This is a genomic window from Mycobacterium sp. VKM Ac-1816D (assembly GCF_000416385.1).
In the GTDB taxonomy this organism is placed as follows: domain Bacteria; phylum Actinomycetota; class Actinomycetes; order Mycobacteriales; family Mycobacteriaceae; genus Mycobacterium; species Mycobacterium neoaurum_A.
The window spans coordinates 93,321-113,672 of the sequence record NZ_AOHQ01000137.1; the positions used below are offsets into that span (position 1 = coordinate 93,321).

22 protein-coding genes are annotated in these 20,352 nt (G+C 67.8%); 9 read left to right on the forward strand and 13 right to left on the reverse strand.

Annotation, left to right across the window (positions count from 1 at the left end; genetic code table 11):
* Positions 1 to 78 precede the first annotated feature (78 nt).
* Positions 79 to 1,503, reverse strand: a complete 1,425-nt coding sequence (locus G154_RS15595) for an aldehyde dehydrogenase (RefSeq protein ID WP_019510010.1) — start codon at positions 1,501 to 1,503, stop codon at positions 79 to 81.
* Positions 1,500 to 3,881, reverse strand: a complete 2,382-nt coding sequence (locus G154_RS15600; protein WP_019510009.1) for a CoA transferase — start codon at positions 3,879 to 3,881, stop codon at positions 1,500 to 1,502. The genes G154_RS15595 and G154_RS15600 overlap by 4 nt, the downstream gene beginning before the upstream one ends.
* Before the next feature lie 84 nt (positions 3,882 to 3,965).
* Between G154_RS15600 and G154_RS15605 the strand changes: the two genes are divergently transcribed.
* On the forward strand, positions 3,966 to 4,742 hold the full coding sequence (locus tag G154_RS15605; protein ID WP_019510008.1) for a CPBP family intramembrane glutamic endopeptidase: 777 nt from the start codon (positions 3,966 to 3,968) through the stop codon (positions 4,740 to 4,742).
* A 5-nt stretch (positions 4,743 to 4,747) separates the two neighbouring features.
* Here G154_RS15605 and G154_RS15610 read toward each other — a convergent pair whose 3' ends face one another.
* The gene (locus G154_RS15610; protein ID WP_019510007.1) at positions 4,748 to 5,014 is read right to left on the reverse strand and encodes a helix-turn-helix domain-containing protein; all 267 of its coding nucleotides are present in this window, start codon (positions 5,012 to 5,014) and stop codon (positions 4,748 to 4,750) included.
* Positions 5,015 to 5,124: 110 nt separating this feature from the next.
* Between G154_RS15610 and map the strand changes: the two genes are divergently transcribed.
* A complete protein-coding gene (gene map / locus G154_RS15615) occupies positions 5,125 to 5,892 on the forward strand; it encodes a type I methionyl aminopeptidase (RefSeq protein ID WP_023985847.1) in 768 nt (255 codons plus the stop codon).
* Between the two features lie 5 nt (positions 5,893 to 5,897).
* On the opposite strand, the gene G154_RS15620 is transcribed toward map, so the two are convergent.
* Positions 5,898 to 6,200, reverse strand: a complete 303-nt coding sequence (locus tag G154_RS15620) for a GlsB/YeaQ/YmgE family stress response membrane protein (RefSeq protein WP_019510005.1) — start codon at positions 6,198 to 6,200, stop codon at positions 5,898 to 5,900.
* Between the two features lie 156 nt (positions 6,201 to 6,356).
* A complete protein-coding gene (locus G154_RS15625; RefSeq protein WP_023985848.1) occupies positions 6,357 to 7,340 on the reverse strand; it encodes an alanine and proline-rich secreted protein Apa in 984 nt (327 codons plus the stop codon).
* Between the two features lie 311 nt (positions 7,341 to 7,651).
* On the opposite strand from G154_RS15625, the gene G154_RS15630 reads away from it, so the two are divergent.
* The 4 genes from G154_RS15630 (at position 7,652) to G154_RS15645 (ending at position 11,386) form a co-directional block, all read left to right on the forward strand.
* On the forward strand, positions 7,652 to 8,323 hold the full coding sequence (locus tag G154_RS15630) for an SDR family oxidoreductase (RefSeq protein ID WP_019510002.1): 672 nt from the start codon (positions 7,652 to 7,654) through the stop codon (positions 8,321 to 8,323).
* Positions 8,324 to 8,390: 67 nt separating this feature from the next.
* A complete protein-coding gene (locus G154_RS15635) occupies positions 8,391 to 9,317 on the forward strand; it encodes an LLM class F420-dependent oxidoreductase (protein ID WP_019510001.1) in 927 nt (308 codons plus the stop codon).
* 125 nt (positions 9,318 to 9,442) lie between these two features.
* Positions 9,443 to 10,828, forward strand: coding sequence for an NAD(P)/FAD-dependent oxidoreductase (locus G154_RS15640; RefSeq protein ID WP_019510000.1), 1,386 nt, complete (start codon positions 9,443 to 9,445; stop codon positions 10,826 to 10,828).
* A gap of 72 nt (positions 10,829 to 10,900) precedes the next feature.
* Complete coding sequence (locus G154_RS15645; RefSeq protein ID WP_234713060.1) at positions 10,901 to 11,386, forward strand: DUF2628 domain-containing protein; 486 nt, start codon at positions 10,901 to 10,903, stop codon at positions 11,384 to 11,386.
* A 15-nt stretch (positions 11,387 to 11,401) separates the two neighbouring features.
* Here the strand turns inward: G154_RS15645 and G154_RS15650 are convergent, their stop codons facing one another.
* The 8 genes from G154_RS15650 to G154_RS15685 all read right to left on the reverse strand — a co-directional run bounded on the left by G154_RS15650 (position 11,402) and on the right by G154_RS15685 (position 17,183).
* Positions 11,402 to 12,043 carry an urease accessory protein UreD gene (locus tag G154_RS15650; protein WP_019509998.1) on the reverse strand — a complete coding sequence of 214 codons (642 nt, stop codon included), beginning with the start codon at positions 12,041 to 12,043 and terminating at the stop codon, positions 11,402 to 11,404.
* Positions 12,044 to 12,047: 4 nt separating this feature from the next.
* Positions 12,048 to 12,731 (reverse strand): urease accessory protein UreG, encoded by a 684-nt coding sequence (gene ureG / locus G154_RS15655; protein ID WP_019509997.1) that lies wholly within the window; start codon positions 12,729 to 12,731, stop codon positions 12,048 to 12,050.
* A 23-nt stretch (positions 12,732 to 12,754) separates the two neighbouring features.
* On the reverse strand, positions 12,755 to 13,417 hold the full coding sequence (locus G154_RS15660) for an urease accessory protein UreF (protein WP_019509996.1): 663 nt from the start codon (positions 13,415 to 13,417) through the stop codon (positions 12,755 to 12,757).
* Positions 13,417 to 15,150: an urease subunit alpha gene (locus G154_RS15665; RefSeq protein ID WP_019509995.1), complete on the reverse strand. Its 1,734-nt coding sequence runs from the start codon at positions 15,148 to 15,150 to the stop codon at positions 13,417 to 13,419. Before G154_RS15665 ends, G154_RS15660 begins: the two co-directional genes overlap by 1 nt.
* A complete protein-coding gene (locus G154_RS15670; protein WP_019509994.1) occupies positions 15,147 to 15,464 on the reverse strand; it encodes an urease subunit beta in 318 nt (105 codons plus the stop codon). The genes G154_RS15665 and G154_RS15670 overlap by 4 nt, the downstream gene beginning before the upstream one ends.
* 10 nt (positions 15,465 to 15,474) lie before the next feature.
* Positions 15,475 to 15,777, reverse strand: a complete 303-nt coding sequence (locus G154_RS15675; protein ID WP_019509993.1) for an urease subunit gamma — start codon at positions 15,775 to 15,777, stop codon at positions 15,475 to 15,477.
* Positions 15,778 to 15,822: 45 nt separating this feature from the next.
* Complete coding sequence (locus G154_RS15680) at positions 15,823 to 16,224, reverse strand: PaaI family thioesterase (protein WP_023985850.1); 402 nt, start codon at positions 16,222 to 16,224, stop codon at positions 15,823 to 15,825.
* A gap of 179 nt (positions 16,225 to 16,403) precedes the next feature.
* Positions 16,404 to 17,183 carry a hypothetical protein gene (locus G154_RS15685; RefSeq protein WP_019509991.1) on the reverse strand — a complete coding sequence of 260 codons (780 nt, stop codon included), beginning with the start codon at positions 17,181 to 17,183 and terminating at the stop codon, positions 16,404 to 16,406.
* Between the two features lie 215 nt (positions 17,184 to 17,398).
* Here G154_RS15685 and G154_RS15690 point away from each other — a divergent pair, with 215 nt between their 5' ends.
* The 3 genes from G154_RS15690 (at position 17,399) to gndA (ending at position 20,309) form a co-directional block, all read left to right on the forward strand.
* A complete protein-coding gene (locus G154_RS15690) occupies positions 17,399 to 17,815 on the forward strand; it encodes a BlaI/MecI/CopY family transcriptional regulator (RefSeq protein WP_019509990.1) in 417 nt (138 codons plus the stop codon).
* A 14-nt stretch (positions 17,816 to 17,829) separates the two neighbouring features.
* A complete protein-coding gene (locus tag G154_RS15695; RefSeq protein ID WP_019509989.1) occupies positions 17,830 to 18,777 on the forward strand; it encodes a M56 family metallopeptidase in 948 nt (315 codons plus the stop codon).
* A 77-nt stretch (positions 18,778 to 18,854) separates the two neighbouring features.
* A complete protein-coding gene (gndA, locus tag G154_RS15700; RefSeq protein WP_019509988.1) occupies positions 18,855 to 20,309 on the forward strand; it encodes an NADP-dependent phosphogluconate dehydrogenase in 1,455 nt (484 codons plus the stop codon).
* Positions 20,310 to 20,352 lie beyond the last annotated feature (43 nt).

Genomic DNA, 20,352 nt, shown 5'->3' on the forward strand with positions numbered 1-20,352 from the left:
CGAGCGTGCGGAAATTTCAGTGTCAGAGCTGCGTGTCGGGGTACAGACACGCGCGCTCGTCGGGTTCCGGGTTGGGGATCAGGCGGGGCCGACGCGGTAGATCGACTTGAGCACCTGATAGGCGGCCAGCCCCTCGGGTCCGAGCTCGCGACCCAGGCCGCTGGCCTTGACGCCCCCGAAGGGTGCGTTCACATCGAGCTGATACTCGTTGACGCCGATGGTGCCGGTGTGGACGGCGCGCGCGATCTCGGTGGCGCGTTCGACATCCTGGGACCACACCGTGCCGCCGAGGCCGAACTCGCTGTCGTTGGCGATATCGATAGCCTCCTGGTCCGAGCCGTACGGGATCACCGTGAGCACCGGGCCGAAGATCTCCTCCTGGGCGATGCGCGCCGAGTTGTCGACGTCGGCGAACACCGTCGGCGCCACGAACCAGCCCTGCGGTTGATCGGCCGGAACCGCGCCGCCGGCAACCAGTTTGGCCTCAGACCGGCCCACCTCGATGTACTCCAGTACGCGCTGCTGCTGACGCTTGCTGACCAGCGGCCCGATATCGGTGGACTTCTGCAGCGGGTCACCGACCACCAGTCCGTCGGCCAGGGCGGCGACGGCGTCGACCACCTCGTCGTAACGCGAGCGTGGGGCCAGGATCCGCGAACTCAGGTGACAGGTCTGACCGTTGTTCACGAACGAGGCCGAACGCAGACCTTTGACGGTGGCTTCCAGGTTGGCGTCGTCGAGGATGATCGCAGCCGATTTGCCGCCCAGTTCGAGCGTGACCGGACGCAGCAGTCGGCCGCACGTCTCGGCGATGGCCCGCCCGGCGGCGGTCGAACCGGTGAAGGCGACCTTGTCCACCCCGGGGTGTGACACCAGATGCGCCCCGGCCTGCGGCCCACCGGCCAGCACGTTGAGCACCCCTGCAGGCAACCCGGCCGCTCGGGCCGCCTCGGCGAACACCAATGCGTCCAGGGCGGTTTCGGGAGCGGCCTTGAGCACCATGGTGCAGCCGGCGGCCAGCGCCGGCGCGATCTTCATGGCGGCGAGGGCCTGCGGATAGTTCCACGGTGTGATCGCGGCGACCACCCCGACCGGCTCGCGGCGCACGATGGTGTGTCCGATGGCTGCGGGCCTGGTCTCCTCGTCGGCACCGCGGTCGACGAGGTCGGCGTAGTAGCGCAGCAGCAGCGCGGGGTAGAGGCCATTGGCACCCTTGGACAACCGGATGGGCATCCCGTTCTCGCGCGAACACAGCGTGTGGGTGTCGGGTCCGCGCTGTTGCAGGGCGTCGGCAAAGCGCCGCAGGATCGCCGCGCGTTCGGTGGCCGGTGTCCGTTGCCATCCGATCAGCGCGGACCGCGCCGCCGCCACCGCGGCGTCGACCTCGGATTCGGTTGCCGCCGAACCCAGTCCGAGCTGTTGCTCGGTGGCCGCCTCGATCACCGGGGTCGACTTCGATGCCGAACGGAACTCGCCGTCGATGAAGATAGATGCGGTGCTCATAACGTGTTCCTCGCGTCGGTGGGGGTGGCGACCGGTGCGCTCTCGAAGAGAACACCATCGGCGATCAACCGGTCGATCTCGGATATGTCGAGTCCGAGTGCGCGGTGGGCGATATCGCGGGTGTGCTGCCCCGCCGTCGGCGCCGGGCGCAGCTCGCCGCGCGGTATCCGCCGATAGGGCGCGGGCCCGGTCTCGCTGGGCATCGGTTCGTCGAACAGCGGATGCTCCAGATCGGTGTAGAGCGACCGGAATTGCAGCTGCACATCGTCGAGGACATCGGCGGGGCGGTTCATCGGCCCGGCCGGGATGCCGGCCCGCTGCAGTTGCTCGGTGAGCTCGTGCTTGTCACGCCCGCTGGTGTAGGCACCGAGAATGGCCGTCAGCGCGGCCGCCTCGGTGGGCAGGTCGATGCCGATCAGCGCGGCCAGCGTGTCGCGGTCGGTCTGATCACGCACCGAGATGACGCACCATTCGTCGTCGCCGGCGCAGGGGCACACCGCGTGCACGGCAGGGTCCGCGGTGAGGGCGAGCCCGGACCGGGCGGCGGCCTCAGCGACATAGGCCACCGCGAGTTGGTTGATCGCCACCTCGGCCTGCGAAATGTGCACATGCGCGCCGGTGCCGGTGCGTTCACGGCCGATCAGCGCGGCCAGGGTGGCGATGGCGGTGATCCTGGCGGCGACGTGATCGGGGAACACCGTGGTGGCATCGAAGAACGCCGCAGAACTGTCCTCCCGGCCCCCGGCGGCGCGCCAGAGCCGGGTGACACCGGTGGTGGCGCGCACCAGCGGCCCATAGCCCATCTGGGCACTCCACGGCCCCGTATCGCCGAACGCACTGCTTTCCGCCAGCACCAGTCGCGGGTTGATCTGCTGCAGCTTCTCGAACGAGAAGCCAAGCCCGGCAAGGGTTCCCGGTTTGAAGTTGGCGAACACCAAATCGGTCCGACTGACCAGCTTGGTGAAGATCTCGGCGCCCTCGGGGGTGCGCAGATCGACACCGAAGCTGAGCTCATTGCGGTGGGTCAGCGCCCAGGATGCACTCATGGGCTGCCCCGGTGCGGTTTGGCGCAGCCCGTCGGGATAGGCAGCGCTTTCCACCTTCACCACACGCGCGCCGAGATCGGCATACAGCCGCCCCAGTTCGCCGCCGGCGACGATGACGCCGAGGTCCAGGATCCGCAAACCGTCGAACGGCCGCACACCCTGCTTCTGCGGGCGCCCCAACGCGTTGGGTGCACCGAGCCACTGTGCCCCGGCATCGGCCACCGCGGGCCGCCTCAGCCCGCGGTGCTGCCCGTCGACGACGAAGGGTCCGACCGGCACCGTCACCGACGCGTCGGGGGCCACCGACAGCGATGTCAGGGCTCCGACGGTGCGCAGATGATCGGATGCCAGCGCCTCGGCCGGAGTCTGCACCGCCGCGATGGGCACCCCGCGCGATTGCCCCTGCTCAACCAGGTGGGCCATCGTGTGCTCGGCGAACAGCGCACCGATCAGCGCATTGAGCCGTTCGGTGGCGGCGAACCGGGCGGCGATCGAGTCGAACTCGGGGTCCGCGAACTCCGCGGGCTCGCCGAGCCAGGCCCGCATCCCGCGCCACTGCCGAGGCGAGAGAAGGCAGATGCGGACGTAACCGTCGCGGCATCGGAACGTCGGGTAGATCTGCTGGTTTCTCGGGCGTCCACGCCATCCGCCGGTGCGTTTGAGTCCGGCCGCGGCCTGTCCCTGGGAACCGAAGGGCGGATCGAGGGCCTGGACCACCGCCTCGAATCGGGAGAAGTCGATGTGCTCGCCTCCACCGTGGCGCAGGCGGTGGTAGTAGGCGGCCAGTACCGCCCAGGCGGCCTGAGCGGCGGCCGTCGCCGAAGCGATCCCCACCGGCGGAAGTACCGGGGTGCCGGTGGCGGGTCCGGAGCGCGACAGCGCCGTCGACATCGCGTAGAAGACCGCGTCGGTACCGGACCAGCTCCGGTACGGTCCGTCGGCACCGAAGTCGGTGATCGTCATGGCCACGAGGTCGTGGTGGCGATCGGCGAGTTCGGCGGCGGTGGCGCCGAACTCGGCGGCGAGTCGGCCGTCGGCCACCAGGATGTCGGCCCCCGCGACCAGCTCGTGGAACCGGTCGCGGTCGGTATCGGCCGCCGGATCCAGCGACAGGCACCGCTTGTTGGCGTTGTCCAGCGTGTGCGGGACACTCAGGGATTCCACCAGGGGCGGTGCCAGACTGTCATCGCGACCGGGCACATCGACCCGCAGGGCGTCGACCTTGAGGACGTCGGCACCCAGATCGGCGAGCAGCCGGGTGACCGCTGCACCGTCGGGCCCGGCGGCGTCGAGAACGCGGACTCCGTCGAGCAGCACCTGCCCCGCCGTCACAGTGTCTTCTTCCGCACGACCGACACCTTAGCGCGTCAGTTCGCTAACTTAGGTAGACAACACCACCACGTACACTGACAAGCGATGTCTGACGCCGGCGCGGTGGTTTCACCGATCGATTCGCCTGCCCACCCGCTGGTTGGGCAGCCTTCTGCGTTGCAGCGCTTCCGGGTGTACATCGACGTGGGAATCGTCGTCACCGTTCTGGTGGCCACCAATCTCGTCGCCCATTTCACCACCCCGTGGGCCAATATCGCGATCGTCCCCGCCGCCGCGGTCGGCCTGGTGATCCTGGTGCGCTCCCGGGGGCTGGGCTGGTCGGAGCTGGGTCTCGGGCGCGAACAGTGGCGCTCGGGCGCCGGCTACGCACTGGCCGCCGTCGGGATCGTGCTCGCCGTGATCGCGATCGGTGTCGCGCTGCCGTGGACGCGACCGATGTTCATGAACAACCATTACGCCACGTTGTCCGGCGCGCTCATCGCGTCGATGGTGATCATCCCCCTGCAGACCGTCATCCCCGAGGAGCTCGCCTTCCGCGGGGTGCTGCACGGGGCCTTGGATCGCGCCTGGGGTTTCCGCGGCGTCGCAGCTGCCGGATCGCTGTTGTTCGGCCTCTGGCATATCGCCAGCTCGTTCGGCCTGACCAGTGGCAATGTCGGCTTCACCCGCATCCTCGGCGGCGGCGTGTTCGGCATGGTGGCCGGCATCGTCGGCGCCGTGATCGTCACCGGCGCCGCGGGTTTCGTGTTCACCTGGTTGCGGCGCCGCAGTGGCAGCCTCATCGCACCTATCGCGCTGCACTGGTCGCTCAATGGGATGGGCGCCCTGGCAGCGGCGCTGGTGTGGCACGCCTCCAGCTGAACGGGTCAGCCGGCGTGCTCCAGATCTACGGGAAACAGGCAGCTGTCGGCCAGCTCGTCCAGCGACACCGGTAGCACCCGCGCCAACGCGGCCACGGTGGTGAATGCCGGCGTCGCCAACCGCCCGGTCTCGATCTTGCGCAGCGTTTCCGGTGAGATCCCGGCCGATGCCGCCACCTCGGCCAGCGTCCGCTCGCCACGTGCGTGGCGGAGTTGCTCGCCGATGCGTTTACCGGCGGCGAGCTGTTCGGCTGTCAGCGGAAGGCGCACCATGCGGCCAGCCTAGCGCGCCCGGTATGAAAATACCGGGATGATCGGCTACCGTGATCCCCAGCCGGTATTTTCATACCGGCTTCGACGATCACGGCGGGGTACAGGCGAACATGGTGGAACTGAAGACAGCACAGGAAGTCGACGCGATGGCGGTCACCGGGGCGTTCATCGCCGCCCTTCTCGACGACCTCGCCGGGCGGGCCCGGCCCGGAGTCAATCTGCTGGACCTCGAACTGCGCGCCCGCGACCTCATCGCCGAACGCGGCGCGCAGTCCTGTTACTGGGACTACGCACCCTCCTTCGGCCGCGGACCGTTCCGCAATGTGATCTGCCTGTCCGTCAACGACGCAGTGCTGCACGGTCTTCCGCACGACCACACCCTCGCCGACGGCGACCTGCTCACCATGGACATTGCGGTATCGATCGATGGCTGGGTGGCCGACTCGGCCCGCAGCATCATCGTCGGCACCCCCAGGACCGAGGACCTGCGGCTGATCGAGGCCACCGAGCGCGCACTGGCCGCCGGTATCGCTGCGGCCGTGCCGGGAAACCGACTCGGCGACATCTCCGCGGCCATCGGGAGCGTCGCGGCCGACTACGGCTACCCGGTGAACACCGACTTCGGCGGACACGGGTTGGGCCGCACCATGCACGAGGACCCCCACGTGCCCAATATCGGCCGGGCCGGGCGCGGCCTGAAATTACGCCCGGGCCTGACATTGGCGCTGGAACCGTGGCTGGCCGCCGGCACCGTCCGGATCGTCTACGACCCGGACGGTTGGACCATTCGGTCCGCCGACGGCTCCCGCACCGCGCACAGCGAACACACCATTGCCGTCACCGACGGCGCGCCCCGGGTGCTCACCGCGCGCAGCTGAAACGGCTACGACTTCTTGGTGACGAGCCCGACGATCCACAACAGGATCACCGAACCCAGCACCGCGGTGAACAACGTGAACCACCATCCGCCACCGGCGGTGTCGAGGAAGAAGCTGAGCAGGAAACCGCCGATGAGCGCACCGACGATGCCGATGACGATGTTCATCAAGATCCCGGATCCGGTGCCCTTGACGAGCTTTCCAGCGATCCAGCCTGCGATGGCGCCGATGATGATGTAGCCGATCCACCCCACGCTCGTCTGGGTGGTCGAGCGGGCCAGAACTTCTGTTGCCGCCAGCATGTCCATATCAACACTCCTGCCTAGATCCCCCGGATGGGCTCCCGTAGCGGGATTCACAGCCCCTTCAGGCCGTGCTGTTCTCCGGTGTACCCCGGTCAGATGACGATCACGCCCTCAAAAGGGGCACGATCGTGCCAAAGTCGGCGGCCGGGACAGTGTGGATCAGGCCGGCGGCAGCATCCCCGGAGCTGAGTTCGGATCCACCGGGACCGGCACACCCACGGCGGGACGCGGCGGCGGCGCATTCGGGTCCGGCGGCGGCGCGTTCGGATCCGGCGGCGGCGGAGGCGCGTTGGGGTCCGGCGGCGGCGGAGGCGGAGGTGGCGACCACGGCCTGATCGACTGCGCGAGATTCACGGCAGCCGCCTTGTCGACCGGGTTGTTGGCCGTTCCCAGCCACACGACGAACCAACGCTCGGGAGCACGCTGCCCACGGGTGCCCGCAGCCACCGGCGTGCCGACGACCCCGGACCAGATCTGCCCGTTGGGCTTGTTGGTATCGGTGAATTTGACCTCGTAGTAGGACGCGGACCCGGTGAGATCACCTGCGGTCAGCGGGGCGCTCTCCTGGCCGAGCCGGGTCCCGGGGAAAGGCATGAAGAATTCACCCATATCCGAGGCCAACCTGGTCGCGGCCTTGGCATTGTCGGCTTCGGAACCGGCGAAGAGCTTCAGGTCGAGCCTGCCGAGCAGCACGCTGGTGTCATTGGCCGGCTGTTCGGTGCCTGCCGGCGGAATCTTGGTCAGCAGCGCCTGGCCGTACGACAACTGGGTGGCGTCGGCGACCCTCCAGCCCTCGGGCACGACATAGCTGAAACCGCCGGCCGCGTTGTCGACCCGGCCGGGCTCCGGTGCGGGCGGCGGTGGCGCATTGGGGTCCACCGGCGGCGCGTTCGGATCAGCGGGCGGTGGTGGCACCCCCGGCGGCAACGGGGTCGGTGCGGGCGCCCCAGGAGCCGGTGCGGGCGTGCCGGGAGCCGGCGCCGGCTCGGCAGGTACCGGCGGCGGCGGCGCAGGAACAGGTTCGGCATGCGAGACCGCCACCGGCAGCGTCAGCGCGGCGGCTGTCGCCCCGGCCGCGGCAGCCGCGAGCAACCCGGCGGTGCGGCGCCTGCGGTGTGAGGAATTCACGTCCGACTGATCCATGGAGAAGAAAATACCGTGTTACAGCCGTGACGCAAGTGTGAGTTGCTCTAATAGTGTTTTGCTGAAAGATAGCTACCAGTGCCAAAACACGACGCAAATAGACCCTGCCCACGTTGCCGACATCGGCCGTCGATCACGGGTGCACCGATCGTGCGCGGTGCACGTTCGGCGGGTCTCACCGATGTTTCGCGCGAGCACACGCTTGCGTTACCACACTGCTCCCGAGTGGGCGCGTCGGATTTCACCTCCTAGCTACTGTCCAGTAACATCGCTGGTATTCGCTGTCTCAGCGCTGAACCAAGGAGGGTTCGATGCACGTGTTGCTCACCGGTGGCGACACCGACCTCGGCCGTCAGATCGCCGGAGGTTTCCGGGAAGCCGGCCACGATGTCCTGATCGCCGGCTCGCGGCGCGCGGAGCTCGAGGTGGCCGCCAAGGAACTCGACGTCGATTTCGTCGTCCTCGACAACATCGATCCGGCCAGCCTCGAAGCCGCGCGCGGATCCCTCCCCCAGCATCTGGACGGCATCGTCAACGTTCCCGCACCGCGCTGGGACGCAGGCGATCCTCGGACGCACTCGCTGGCCGAGCGCGCCGCCACCTGGCGGCATGCGCTGGACACCACAGTCCTCTCGGCGGTGCTGACCGTGACCGTCCTCGGCGATCAGCTGAGCTCCGGCGGATCGATCCTCAATATCGTTCCCGAGAACCCAGCAGAGGGCAGCGCCGACGCCGCGATCAAGGCCGCCCTGTCGAACTGGACCGCGGGCCAGGCCGCCCACTTCGGCATTCGCGGCATCACCATCAACACCATCGCCGCGGGCCGCAGCGCCGAGGCAGGCTACCCGGGGGCCGACCCGGAGCCGGGCTCGACTGCCGCCGAGATCAGCCGGCTGGCACTGTTCCTCACCACACCGGCCGCCCGCCACATCACGGGCGAAACGCTGCACGTGAGCCAGGGCGCGCTGGCACAGTTCGGCTGAAATATTCCGCGTTCACCCCAAGCTGAAACGGGGTGACCACTCCGCTTCGCTGTGGTTTGGTGAGTTCATGGCGATTCGACTTGGACTCCAGATCCCCAACTTCTCCTACGGCACCGGCATCTCCGAGCTTTTCCCGACCGTGATCGCGCAGGCCCGCGAGGCCGAAGATGCCGGTTTCGACTCGGTCTTCGTGATGGACCACTTCTACCAACTGCCCGGACTCGGCGCCCCCGAGGAGCCGATGCTGGAGGCGTACACCACCCTCGGCGCCCTCGCGACGGCCACCGAACGGGTCCAGCTGGGAACGCTGGTCACGGGCAACACCTATCGCAATCCGACGGTGCTGGCCAAGGAGATCACCACGCTCGACGTGATCAGCCAGGGCCGCGCCATACTCGGTATCGGCACCGGGTGGTTCGAGCTCGAACACGACAGCCTGGGTTTCGAGTTCGGCACCTTCACCGATCGGTTCAAGAAGCTCGACGAGGCGTTGAGCATCATCATCCCGATGATCAAGGGTGAGCGTGTCACCGTCGACGGCACCTACTACCGCACCAACGAAGCGTTCGCCAATCCCCGTTTCCGCGACCACATTCCGCTGATGATCGGGGGCAGCGGCGAGAAGAAGACCATCCCGTTGGCCGCGCGGCACTTCGACCACCTCAACATCATCGCCGGCTTCGACGAGCTACCCCGCAAGCTCGATGTCGTGCGGGCCAGATGCGAGGAGATCGACCGCGACCCGGCGACGCTGGAGACCAGCATGCTGGTCGTCGCGCTGATCGGCGAGCAGTTCACCGCCGACATGATCCCGGACGATTTCAAGCAGCAGGCCGTGTTCGGCAGTCCCGAGCAGATCGCCGAACAGCTCAAGGAAAAGGTGTACGACGTCGGGGTCGACGGCGTCATCCTGAGCCCGGCGACCATGGGCGGATACGTCCCCGGCGGAGTCACTGGTGTGGCCGAGGCGCTGAAACCCCTGATCTCGGGGTAGAGCTCTCGATGCGATCTCGGTCCAAGGGATGAATTCTCGGTCCGGTGTGCCATCTCACCGCGCTGCTGGGATGGCCACCGACTACCCTGGGGTTGTACTGACAAAGCACTTCGCTAGGAGCAGAGATGAGCCATCCCGGAGCTACGGCATCGGATCGGCACAAGGTCGTCATCATCGGGTCGGGTTTCGGTGGTTTGAACGCCGCGCAGGCGCTCAAGCGCACCGATGTCGACATCAAGTTGATTGCGCGCACCACCCATCACCTGTTCCAGCCGCTGCTGTACCAAGTGGCCACGGGCATCATCTCCGAGGGTGAGATCGCTCCGCCGACGCGGCTCATCCTGCGCAAGCAGCGCAACGCGCAGGTCCTCCTGGGCGACGTCACCCACGTCAACCTGGAAAAGAAGACCGTGGAGTCGGTGCTGCTTGGGCACACCTACAGCACCCCCTACGACACCCTGATCCTGGCTGCCGGTGCCGGTCAGTCCTACTTCGGCAATGACCACTTCGCGGAGTGGGCGCCGGGTATGAAGACCATCGACGATGCGCTGGAACTTCGTGGACGCATCCTGGGCGCCTTCGAGCAGGCCGAACGCTCCAGCGACCCCGAGCGCCGCAAGAAGCTGCTGACGTTCGTGGTCGTGGGCGCCGGTCCGACCGGCGTCGAGATGGCCGGTCAGATCCAGGAGCTCGCCGATCAGACCCTCAAGGGCAGCTTCCGCCACATCGACCCCACCGAGGCCCACGTCATCCTGCTGGATGCCGCACCGGCGGTGTTGCCGCCGATGGGCGAGAAGCTGGGGCTCAAAGCCAAGGAACGGCTGGAGAAGATGGGTGTCGAGATCCAGCTGAACGCCATGGTCACCGACGTCGACCGCAACGGGATCACCGTCAAGGACTCCGACGGCACGCTGCGCCGCATCGAGTCGGCCTGCAAGGTGTGGTCGGCGGGTGTCCAGGCCAGCCCGCTGGGCAAGGACCTGGCGGCACAGTCGGAGACCGAGATCGACCGCGCCGGTCGCGTCATCGTCAACCCGGATCTGTCGATCCCGGGACACCCGAACGTGTTCGTGGTCGGCGATATGGCCTTCGTGCCCGGCGTGCCCGGCATGGCGCAGGGTGCGATCCAGGGTGGCAAGTACGTCGCCGCGATCGTGAAGAACGAAGCGGCAGCGCGCGCCCACGGCACCAAGCCCAAGCCGCGGGTGCCGTTCAAGTACTTCGACAAGGGCTCGATGGCCACCGTGTCGAAGTGGAACGCGGTGGCCAAGGTCGGCAAGCTGGAGTTCGGCGGTTTCATCGCCTGGCTCGCCTGGCTGGGCCTGCACCTGATCTATCTGGTCGGCTTCAAGACCAAGATCGCTACGTTGTTGTCGTGGGCGGTCACCTTCCTGAGCCGACAGCGAGGACAGCTGACCATCACCGAGCAGCAGGCCTACGCGCGGATCAGGATCGAGGAACTCCAGGAGATCGCGGCCTCGGTTCAGGAGAGCGAGAAAGCCGCCAGCTGAACAGATCTCACCGCCCATGTGATCCACCGACCGTAGCCGCACAACGAAGTGCGCGAACGGTACTATGGCGCGGTGACAGACAGCGGCTTCCCGTCCCAATATCCCCATAATCCCGACATCCCTTACGGAGCACCGACTCCCGGTCCCGCGGGCCTCCAGGTTCCCGAGCAATGGCGTAGCCGCTTCGAGTTCTTCTCCCGCTACGGGCATCCGGCCTCGACGCCGGCCGCGCAGGCTGCGTTCAAGCAACTGTCATTCGGCCAGCGGATGCGGTTGGGGGCCAACGGCCCGGCGTTCTTCTTCGGACCGATCTACTTCGCCATCAAGGGACCGTGGCGGAAAGGGTTGAGCCTATTCGGCATCTCGTTCGTGCTGGCGGCGGTGATCAGCGTGATCGAGATCGCGCTGAACTTCACCTTCTCCTCGGCGGCGTACGGCGCCGCGATCGGCGTGCTCTACTCCAGCACGGCGAACTGGGCCTACTTCCTGCACGTCACGCGCGCCAGCACCAGCTGGAACCCGTTCGAGGGCGCGCCGATGTTCCGCGGAAAGCGCTGAACCGATTCGTGCGGGTCAGGTCGGCGCCCCGTCGAGTCGTAGGCCTTGCCAGGTCGACAACGCGCCGCCGGCGGCAAGGCTGAGCACCGTCCCGGCACCGGCGAAAGATGCCTGCGGATAACGTAACTCGCTGACGCACGCGCGCGGCGCGGCGATCTGATCATCGTTGACCGATGCGGTGCCCAACTCCACCCGGTGCCGCAGCAACGGTGCACCGTCGATATCGGCGCGCAGCGACCCGGTCCAGTACCCGTCGTATTCACCGTGCCTGCCGATCTGGATGCGTTCGCGCACCCGGATTCTCGCGTCGGCGGCCATCCGGACTCGGGTGGCCGCCGAATGCCGGGAGCTGCCCGCGATCACGGTCGGCTCTGGGTCGAAGTCCAGCTCGCCGCACACCTCCGCATCCCACGTGCTGTGCGACTCGGCGGTCGCGGCACCGGGCAGCACGACGGTGGCTGCCACCGACCGCACCGCCAACCGTGCCCCTGCCTCCACGATGATCCGCACGGTGATGACGTCGCCGCCCAAGGGTGTGGCAGCCGCCGAGAGCAGGTGCACTGTCTCGGCACCGGTGCGCCGGGCGGTGATGCCGCCGGTGCATTCGATATGCGCGCCACGACCGGGCCGCGCCACCAACAGGACGTCCGAACGCACGATGTCAGCCCGACACCGGCACCTGGAGTTGTTCACGAACCCACGCCAGCACCGGCCCCGCGGTGGGGTCCTCGGTCAGCGAGATGAGCACGAAGGGCCGATCCCCGCGCACCGTCGTCGAATCCCGGCGCATGACGTCCAGATCCGCCCCCACCATCGGCGCCAGGTCGGTTTTGTTGATCACCAACAGATCCGAGAAGGTGACCCCCGGGCCGCCCTTGCGCGGCACCTTGTCACCGCCGGCGACATCGATGACGAAGATCTGGACGTCGATAAGGCCGGAAGAGAATGTGGCGGTCAGATTGTCGCCGCCGGATTCGACGAGGATCAGGTCGAGGCGCGGATTCGCGGCGATCAGATCGTCGATCGCATCGAGGTTGGCCGTGATGTCATCGCGGATGGCGGTATGCGGGCAGCCGCCGGTCTGCACCGCGGTGATGCGCTCGTCGGGCAGTACGGCGTGGCGGCGCAGGAAGTCGGCGTCCTCGGTGGTGTAGATGTCGTTGGTCAGCACGGCCAGCGAGAGCTCATCGCGGAGCTGCCGGCACAATGCGGCGGTCAACGCGGTCTTACCCGACCCGACCGGCCCGCCGATCCCGATGCGCAGCGGTTCGCCGGGACGGCGGACCCGCTTCGGCCGGTCGTGATGGTGATCGTGCGGTTCGCCGTCGATCAGATGTGGTGGCATGTCATTCCTTCGATATCGGTCGGTCAGGAGGAGAACAGCGGGCGCTCGCGCGCGGCGTGATGTTCGGCCAACACGTCGAGCAACGGGTCGGACAGATCGGCAAGGCCCTCGAGCGCCTGCGCGGCGGTCTGTGCGCACAGCGCGGACAGCTCGAAGGTCACGGCGGCCACATCGGCCGGGTCCAACGCCAGCAGGCGCTGCGCGGCGGTCGCCGACCCCGTCATGGTCGTGTAGACCATCGACAGCGCGGTGTGCTCGGGAGCGATCCCGCTGATGCTACCCACCAGGCCGGCGACCACCGGCAGGTGCGGTTTGGCACCAAGCGGGGCCCAACCCGTCTCCGGTTGGGGATCCGACCATACGCGTTTGGCCAGCCGCAGGAGTCCGCGGCCCTGGGCCCGCGAAGCGGCGCGGGCGGCCGGCGACGGTGTGCGGGCATCGGTTTCGGCGTCGGCCAGCTCGACAGACAGCTCGCCGCGGTGAACAGCAGCGGCCAGCGAGGCGCTCACCAGACCCTGGGTGCCGATCCGGCGGCGCAGATACGCGCGCAGCGTGGGCAGATCGTTCACCCGGCCCGTGGTGATCGCCTCTTCGATGCCACCGGAATGCACATGCCCACCGGTGGGCAGCCGGGAATCGGCGAGCGTGAGCAGCGTGGCCAATCCGTGCGGAGCCTGGGCGAGCATCAGAACAGGAAATAGCGCTGCGCCATCGGCAATTCGGCGGCGGGTTGTTCGGTCCACACATCGCCGTCGATCCGGACGGTGAACGTGTCGGGGTCGACCTCGATGCGGGGCATGGCGTCGTTGAGCGGCATCTGCGCCTTTCCGACCTGACGGACGTTCTTGACCGGCACCAACTTTCGCCGGATTTCCAGGCGATCGGACAATCCGCCCTCGACGGCGGCGGGAGCGACGAAGTGCACCGACGTGGCGGCGGCGGCCACCGGGTCCGCGCCGAACATGGGCCGCGGCAGCACGGGCTGCGGGGTCGGGATGGACGCGTTGGCATCCCCCATCGCCGCCCAGGCGATCATGCCGCCCTTGACCACGGCGTGCGGGCGCACCCCGAAGAAGGCCGGTTCCCACAGCACCAGGTCGGCGAGCTTGCCGACCTCGACCGACCCGATCTCATCGTCGAGGCCGTGCGCGACCGCCGGGCAGATCGTGTACTTGGCCACGTACCGGCGGGCCCGGTTGTTGTCGGCTCCCCCGGGGCCGGATCCGTCGCCTTCGAGCGCTCCCCTGCGACGCTTCATGACATGCGCGGTCTGCCAGGTCCGCAACACCACCTCACCGATACGACCCATCGCCTGGGCGTCCGATCCGATCATCGAGATGGCGCCGATATCGTGCAGCAAGTCCTCGGCGGCGATAGTCGACGGCCGAATCCGGCTCTCCGCGAACGCGAGATCCTCGGGGATGCGCGGATTGAGGTGATGACACACCATCAGCATGTCGAGGTGTTCGTCGAGGGTGTTGACGGTGTGCGGGCGGGTCGGGTTGGTGGAGCTGGGAAGCACATTCGGGTGCGACGCGACCGTGATGATGTCGGGCGCGTGCCCGCCGCCCGCCCCCTCGGTGTGATAGGCGTGGATGGACCGGCCCTTGATCGCGGCCAGGGTGTCCTCGACGAAGGCCATCTCGTTGAGGGTGTCGGTGTGGATGTTGGCCTGCACTCCCGCGGCGTCGGCGACGGTGAGGCAGGCGTCGATCGCCGCCGGGGTGGTTCCCCAGTCCTCGTGCAGCTTGAAACCCGCTGCACCGCCGCGCAACTGCTCCCACATCGCCTCGTGGCTGACGGTGTTGCCCTTACCGAGCAGGGCGATGTTCAGCGGCCAGGAGTCCAGGGCCTCCAGCATCCGACCCAGATGCCACGCCCCTGGGGTCACGGTGGTGGCCTTGCTACCCTCGGCCGGACCGGTGCCGCCTGCCACGATCGTCGTGATGCCGCCGCCGAGCGCTTCGGCCATGATCTGCGGGCAGATCAGGTGTACGTGACAGTCGATGGCGCCCGCGGTCACGATGCGGCCGTTACCCGCGATGATCTCGGTGGAGGGCCCGACCACCAGATCGGGGTGCACCCCCGACATGATGTCCGGGTTACCCGCCTTACCGATGGCCACGATGCGGCCGTCACGGATGCCGATGTCGGCCTTGATGATTCCCCAGTAGTCCAGGATGATGGCGCCGGTGATGACGGTGTCGGGAGCGCCCTGTGCCCGGGTGACCCGGGACTGACCCATCGATTCGCGCAGCACCTTGCCACCGCCGAACACGGCCTCGTCGCCGGCCAGCCCCGGTCCACCGCTGCGGTCCTCGGTGATCTCGATGACCAGATCGGTATCGGCCAACCTGATCCGGTCACCGGCGGTGGGTCCGAACAGCGCGGCATACCGGTCGCGGGACAACGAACTCACAGAGACGGATCCAATCTTCCTGGCGGATCGAGCGACAGTCCGTGCACCTCGCGCGTGCCGCCCAGCGGGACCAACGACACGGTCTGGGCGATACCGGGTTCGAACCGCACCGCGGTTCCGGCGGGGATGTCCAGGCGATGGCCGCGCGCGGCGACCCTGTCGAATTCCAGCGCACTGTTGGCCTGCGCGAGGTGCACATGACTGCCGACCTGGATCGGTCGGTCGCCGCCGTTGACCACCGGCAGGGACAGCCGCGCGGCACCGCGGTTGAGCTCGACATCGCCGTCGCCGTAGAGGATCTCACCGGGAATCATCGTGACGGCCTCAGGAGATCGGCTGGTGGACGGTGACAAGCTTGGTGCCGTCGGGGAAGGTCGCCTCGACCTGGACATCGTGCAGCATCTCGGGGATACCGTCCATGACCTGATCACGGGTGAGCACCTCGCGGCCGGTGACCATCAGTTCGGCCACCGTGCGCCCGTCACGGGCACCCTCGAGGATGTGGTCGGTGATCAGCGCGACGGACTCCGGGTGGTTGAGCTTGAGACCACGGTCCTGACGGCGGCGCGCCAGATCGGCGGCGTAGGAGATGAGCAGCCGTTCCTGTTCATGCGGCGTCAAACGCATAGTGCGCGATCCTGCCACGCCGACGGAGTTTCGGCAGCGCTGCGGTCAGTCGGCCATGTTCTGCAGCCGGACCTGACCGCGTGCGACGGTGCGGTCGTCCTCGTCGGTGATGGTGATCAGCCACAGCTGCTGGCGACGGCCGCGGTGAATCGGTGTCGATACCGCTGTGACGGTGCCGGATGTGATGGCACGCAGGAAGTCGGTGTTGTTGTTGACGCCGACGACGGTGCCGCCGCCGTGCTCGGCGAGCCACACGTGACCGGACACACTGGCCAGGCTCTCGACGATGGCGCAGTAGACGCCGCCGTGCACGATCCCCCACGGCTGCTTGACCTTGTCGCTGATGACCAGTTGGGCCCGGCCGCCGTCGGGAGTCACCTCCAGGTACTGCAGTCCCAGTTCGCTGTCGAAGCCGGCGCCGAGGCCGGGAGGCAAGGAAGAAGTCACGATTGATGTGTCTACACCGTCGCGCGAAGGCGGCGTCGACCCACTGCACCCCGCAGATGCGGAAGGGCCCCACGCGTATCGCGTGGGGCCCTTCCTTCGAGTGGACCGGGGGTCTCTGCAGCCCTCAGGACTCCGGCTCGGTCCGTTAGTCTCGCATGATCATCATAGGCAAGGCTTGCCTAATTAAGCAAGGCTTTCCCCGCCGAGAATCTGCTCGCACCGCGCACCGGCAGCCCGAAGCCCACCAATGCATCGAGAATTGCCTGCCCGCGGCTCATGCTCGTCAGTTCACTGGACCCCGCGAGCAGGGGCACCTGCGTCGAGGCGCCCACCACCGCGGCGCCGACGATGTTCCACATCGACGCGATGGAGATGGCGCCGTCGCTCACCTCGTGAAGCTTGGCGAACAACGGGGCCAGCGCGCGATGGCTGCGATGGGCGACCCAGGTCGTCAGCGCCGCCTCACTGGGCAGTGCCACGATGCCGTCGCGCCGGGTACGCACCGAACCGACACTGCGGCGTTGCGCCAGGTGCGGATCGTCGGGAAGGGCGCGCAACGTCGGATCGACGACGCCGACCCAGTCGATCGCACCCTCGGAATCCACGTGCACCCACAGGTTCTCCAGCCCGACATCCCAGGCCCGGCCCTCGAGCGCCACCAACGGGACGACCCGGCCGATCACCACGTGTGAGAGCGTCGCCGCCAATTGCTGGGCGACCGCGATCCGGCTGTCGGTCTCGGCAACGGCCGCATCGAACATCAGGCGCAGCCGGTCGGTCGTGACCATTTCGATCAGCGGCCACCAGCGACGCCGGGACAGATCGCCCATCACGGCCACGCCGTAGACCCGCGGACATTCCGGATACAGCTCGCGCAGCCGGCGACTCGACTCATGCAGCGGTAAAGCCCGCCGGATCGACATACGGGCGATCAGCGGATCGTCGACCACGACCGTCATCGGCACCTCCTCAATCGGTTAGGTTAGCCTTACTATAGTCACGACCTACCAACGGGCCAAAGCGTGTGACTGGACTCACAGGATCACGCAAAACGCCCCGTGACCGGCGCGGGAAGTTTCTTCGCCACGCGGAGCGGCAACCCCGGTGATTGGATACGACGCACGGTAGTAAGCGCGTAGTACGCTGTTTTCATTGCTCAGGGAGTGAACGGAACATGGCCAAGTTGACGCGGCTCGGGGAACTCGAGCGCGAAGTGATGGACCACCTCTGGACCTCGCGCGAACCACAGACGGTGCGCCAGGTCCACGAGGCGCTGGCCGCACGCCGCGATCTGGCCTACACCACGATCATGACGGTGCTGCAGCGGCTGGCGAAGAAGAATCTGGTCGTCCAGCACCGCGACGACCGGGCCCATCGGTATGCGCCCACGCACGGACGCGACGAACTGGTTGCCGGCCTGATGGTCGACGCACTCGACCAGGCGGCCGATTCGGGTAGTCGCGAAGCCGCCCTCGTGCATTTCGTGGAACGGGTCGGTGCCGGTGAGGCCGCCGCGCTGCGCCGGGCACTGGCCGAACTGGAAGCCAAGCACGCGGCGGTCACACCGACTGGTAATTCCGGTACCGACTGAGAGACACTAGCGGCGTGTCCGCGCTGGCTTTCTCCATCGTCGCGCTGGTGCTCGTCGGTCCGGTACCCGCACTGTTGGCGCGGGCCCGCTGGCCGCTACGGGCGCCACGTGCGGCGATCGTGCTGTGGCAAGCCATCGCACTGGCCGCGGTGCTCTCGGCGTTCTCCGCGGGAATCGCCATCGCCAGCCGACTGTTCGTGCCCGGGCCCGACGGACGTCCGACCGCCACCCTGACCAGCGAGATCGCGGTCCTGGGCTGGCCGCTGTGGGCGCTGTACGTGGTGGTCTTCGCGCTGACGCTGATGATCGGCGCCCGGCTGATCGTCGCCGTCATCCAGGTGGGTGTGGCCACCCGCCGCCGCCGCGCGCACCACCGCATGGTCGTCGACCTGGTCGGTAAGTGCCGCGATCAGATCAGCACCCCGGCGCGCCGACCGGCCGGCCTGCGCATCCTCGACGTCGCCCAGCCGATGGCCTACTGCCTGCCCGGTGTGCGCAGCCGGGTGGTGGTCAGCGAGGGAACCCTGACCTCGCTGTCGGAGAACGAGATCTCGGCCATCCTCACCCACGAACGCGCCCACCTGCGGGCCCGCCACGACCTCGTGCTGGAGATGTTCACCGCCGTGCACCGGGCGTTCCCGCGGTTCGTCCGCAGCGGCAACGCCCTCGACGCGGTGCGCCTACTGATCGAACTGCTTGCCGACGATGCCGCCGTCCGGGTCGCCGGACCGACACCGCTGGCGCGGGCGTTGGTGGCGTGCGCAGGCGGACGCACCCCCTCCGGTGCGCTCGCCGCGGGCGGACCGACCACCGTGGTCCGGGTTCAACGCCTGTGCGGTGAGGGCAACAGCCTGGCCCTGGCGGTGGGCGCGTACACGGCGGCGGCCGCCATCCTGATCGTGCCCACGATCGCGCTGGCATTGCCCTGGCTGACCGAACTCCATCGCCTGTTCAGCAGCTAGCGATCACCCGGTTCCGCGGTCGCGATGTGGTCAGGGAATGATCGAGAAGGACGCACACCGACGCGAAAGGCTCCCGCATGACCAACTCGGGCAACACCGGTAAAGCTCAGATCGGGGTCACCGGCCTCGCGGTCATGGGATCCAATATCGCGCGCAACTTCGCCCGGCACGGTTACACCGTTGCGCTGCACAATCGTTCGATCGCCAAGACCGACGCGCTGCTGGCCGAGCACGGCGGCGAGGGCAACTTCGTGCGAAGCGAGACGATCGCGGAGTTCCTCGACGCGCTGGAGAAGCCGCGCCGAGTGCTGATCATGGTCAAGGCCGGCGACCCTACCGACGCCGTCATCAACGAGCTCGCCGACGCCATGGAGCCGGGCGACATCATCATCGACGGCGGTAACGCGCTCTACACCGATACGATCCGCCGCGAGAAGGCGATCCGCGAGCGCGGCCTGCACTTCGTCGGCGCCGGGATCTCCGGCGGCGAGGAGGGCGCGCTGAACGGCCCGTCGATCATGCCGGGTGGTCCCGCCGAGTCCTATGTGTCGCTCGGCCCGCTGTTGGAGGAGATCTCCGCGCATGTCGACGGTGTCCCCTGCTGCACCCATATCGGCCCCGACGGCGCGGGCCACTTCGTCAAGATGGTGCACAACGGCATCGAGTACTCCGATATGCAGCTCATCGGCGAGGCCTACCAGCTGTTGCGCGACGGACTCGGTTTGGCCGCCGCCGATATCGCCGACGTCTTCGCCGAGTGGAACAAAGGCGATCTGGACAGCTACCTGATCGAGATCACCGCCGAGGTGCTCAAGCAGGTCGACGCCAAGACCGGCAAGCCGTTGGTCGACCTGATCCTCGACGAGGCCGAGCAGAAGGGCACCGGCCGCTGGACGGTCAAGTCCGCGCTCGACCTTGGCGTCCCGGTCACCGGCATCGCCGAGGCCGTCTTCGCCCGCGCGCTGTCCGGGTCGGTCGCCCAGCGCAAGGCCACGACCGGGCTGGCGTCCGGGGAACTCGGCGAAAAGCCGGGAGATGCCGCGCAGTTCACCGAGGACATCCGCCAGGCGCTGTACGCCTCGAAGATCATCGCCTACGCGCAGGGGTTCAACCAGATCCAGGCGGGCAGCGCCGAGTACAACTGGGATATCACCCCCGGCGACATGGCGCGGATCTGGCGCGGCGGCTGCATCATCCGGGCGAAGTTCCTCAACCGGATCACCGATGCCTTCGACAACAACGCCGAGTTGCCGACGTTGATCGTCGACCCGTACTTCCGCGATGCCGTCGAGGCCGCGATCGACGGTTGGCGTCGTGTCGTGATCAAGGCCACCGAGCTGGGCATCCCGATCCCCGGATTCAGCTCGGCGTTGTCGTACTACGACGGCCTGCGCACCGAACGGCTGCCCGCGGCACTGACCCAGGGCCTGCGCGACTTCTTCGGCGCGCACACCTACGGGCGCATCGACACCGACCGCGACAAGCGGTTCCACACGCTGTGGAGCGGTCAGCGCAACGAGATCGAGGCCTAGCCTTCCCGCGAGCAGACGCGTTTACCCCTGTCATGGGTGGGTT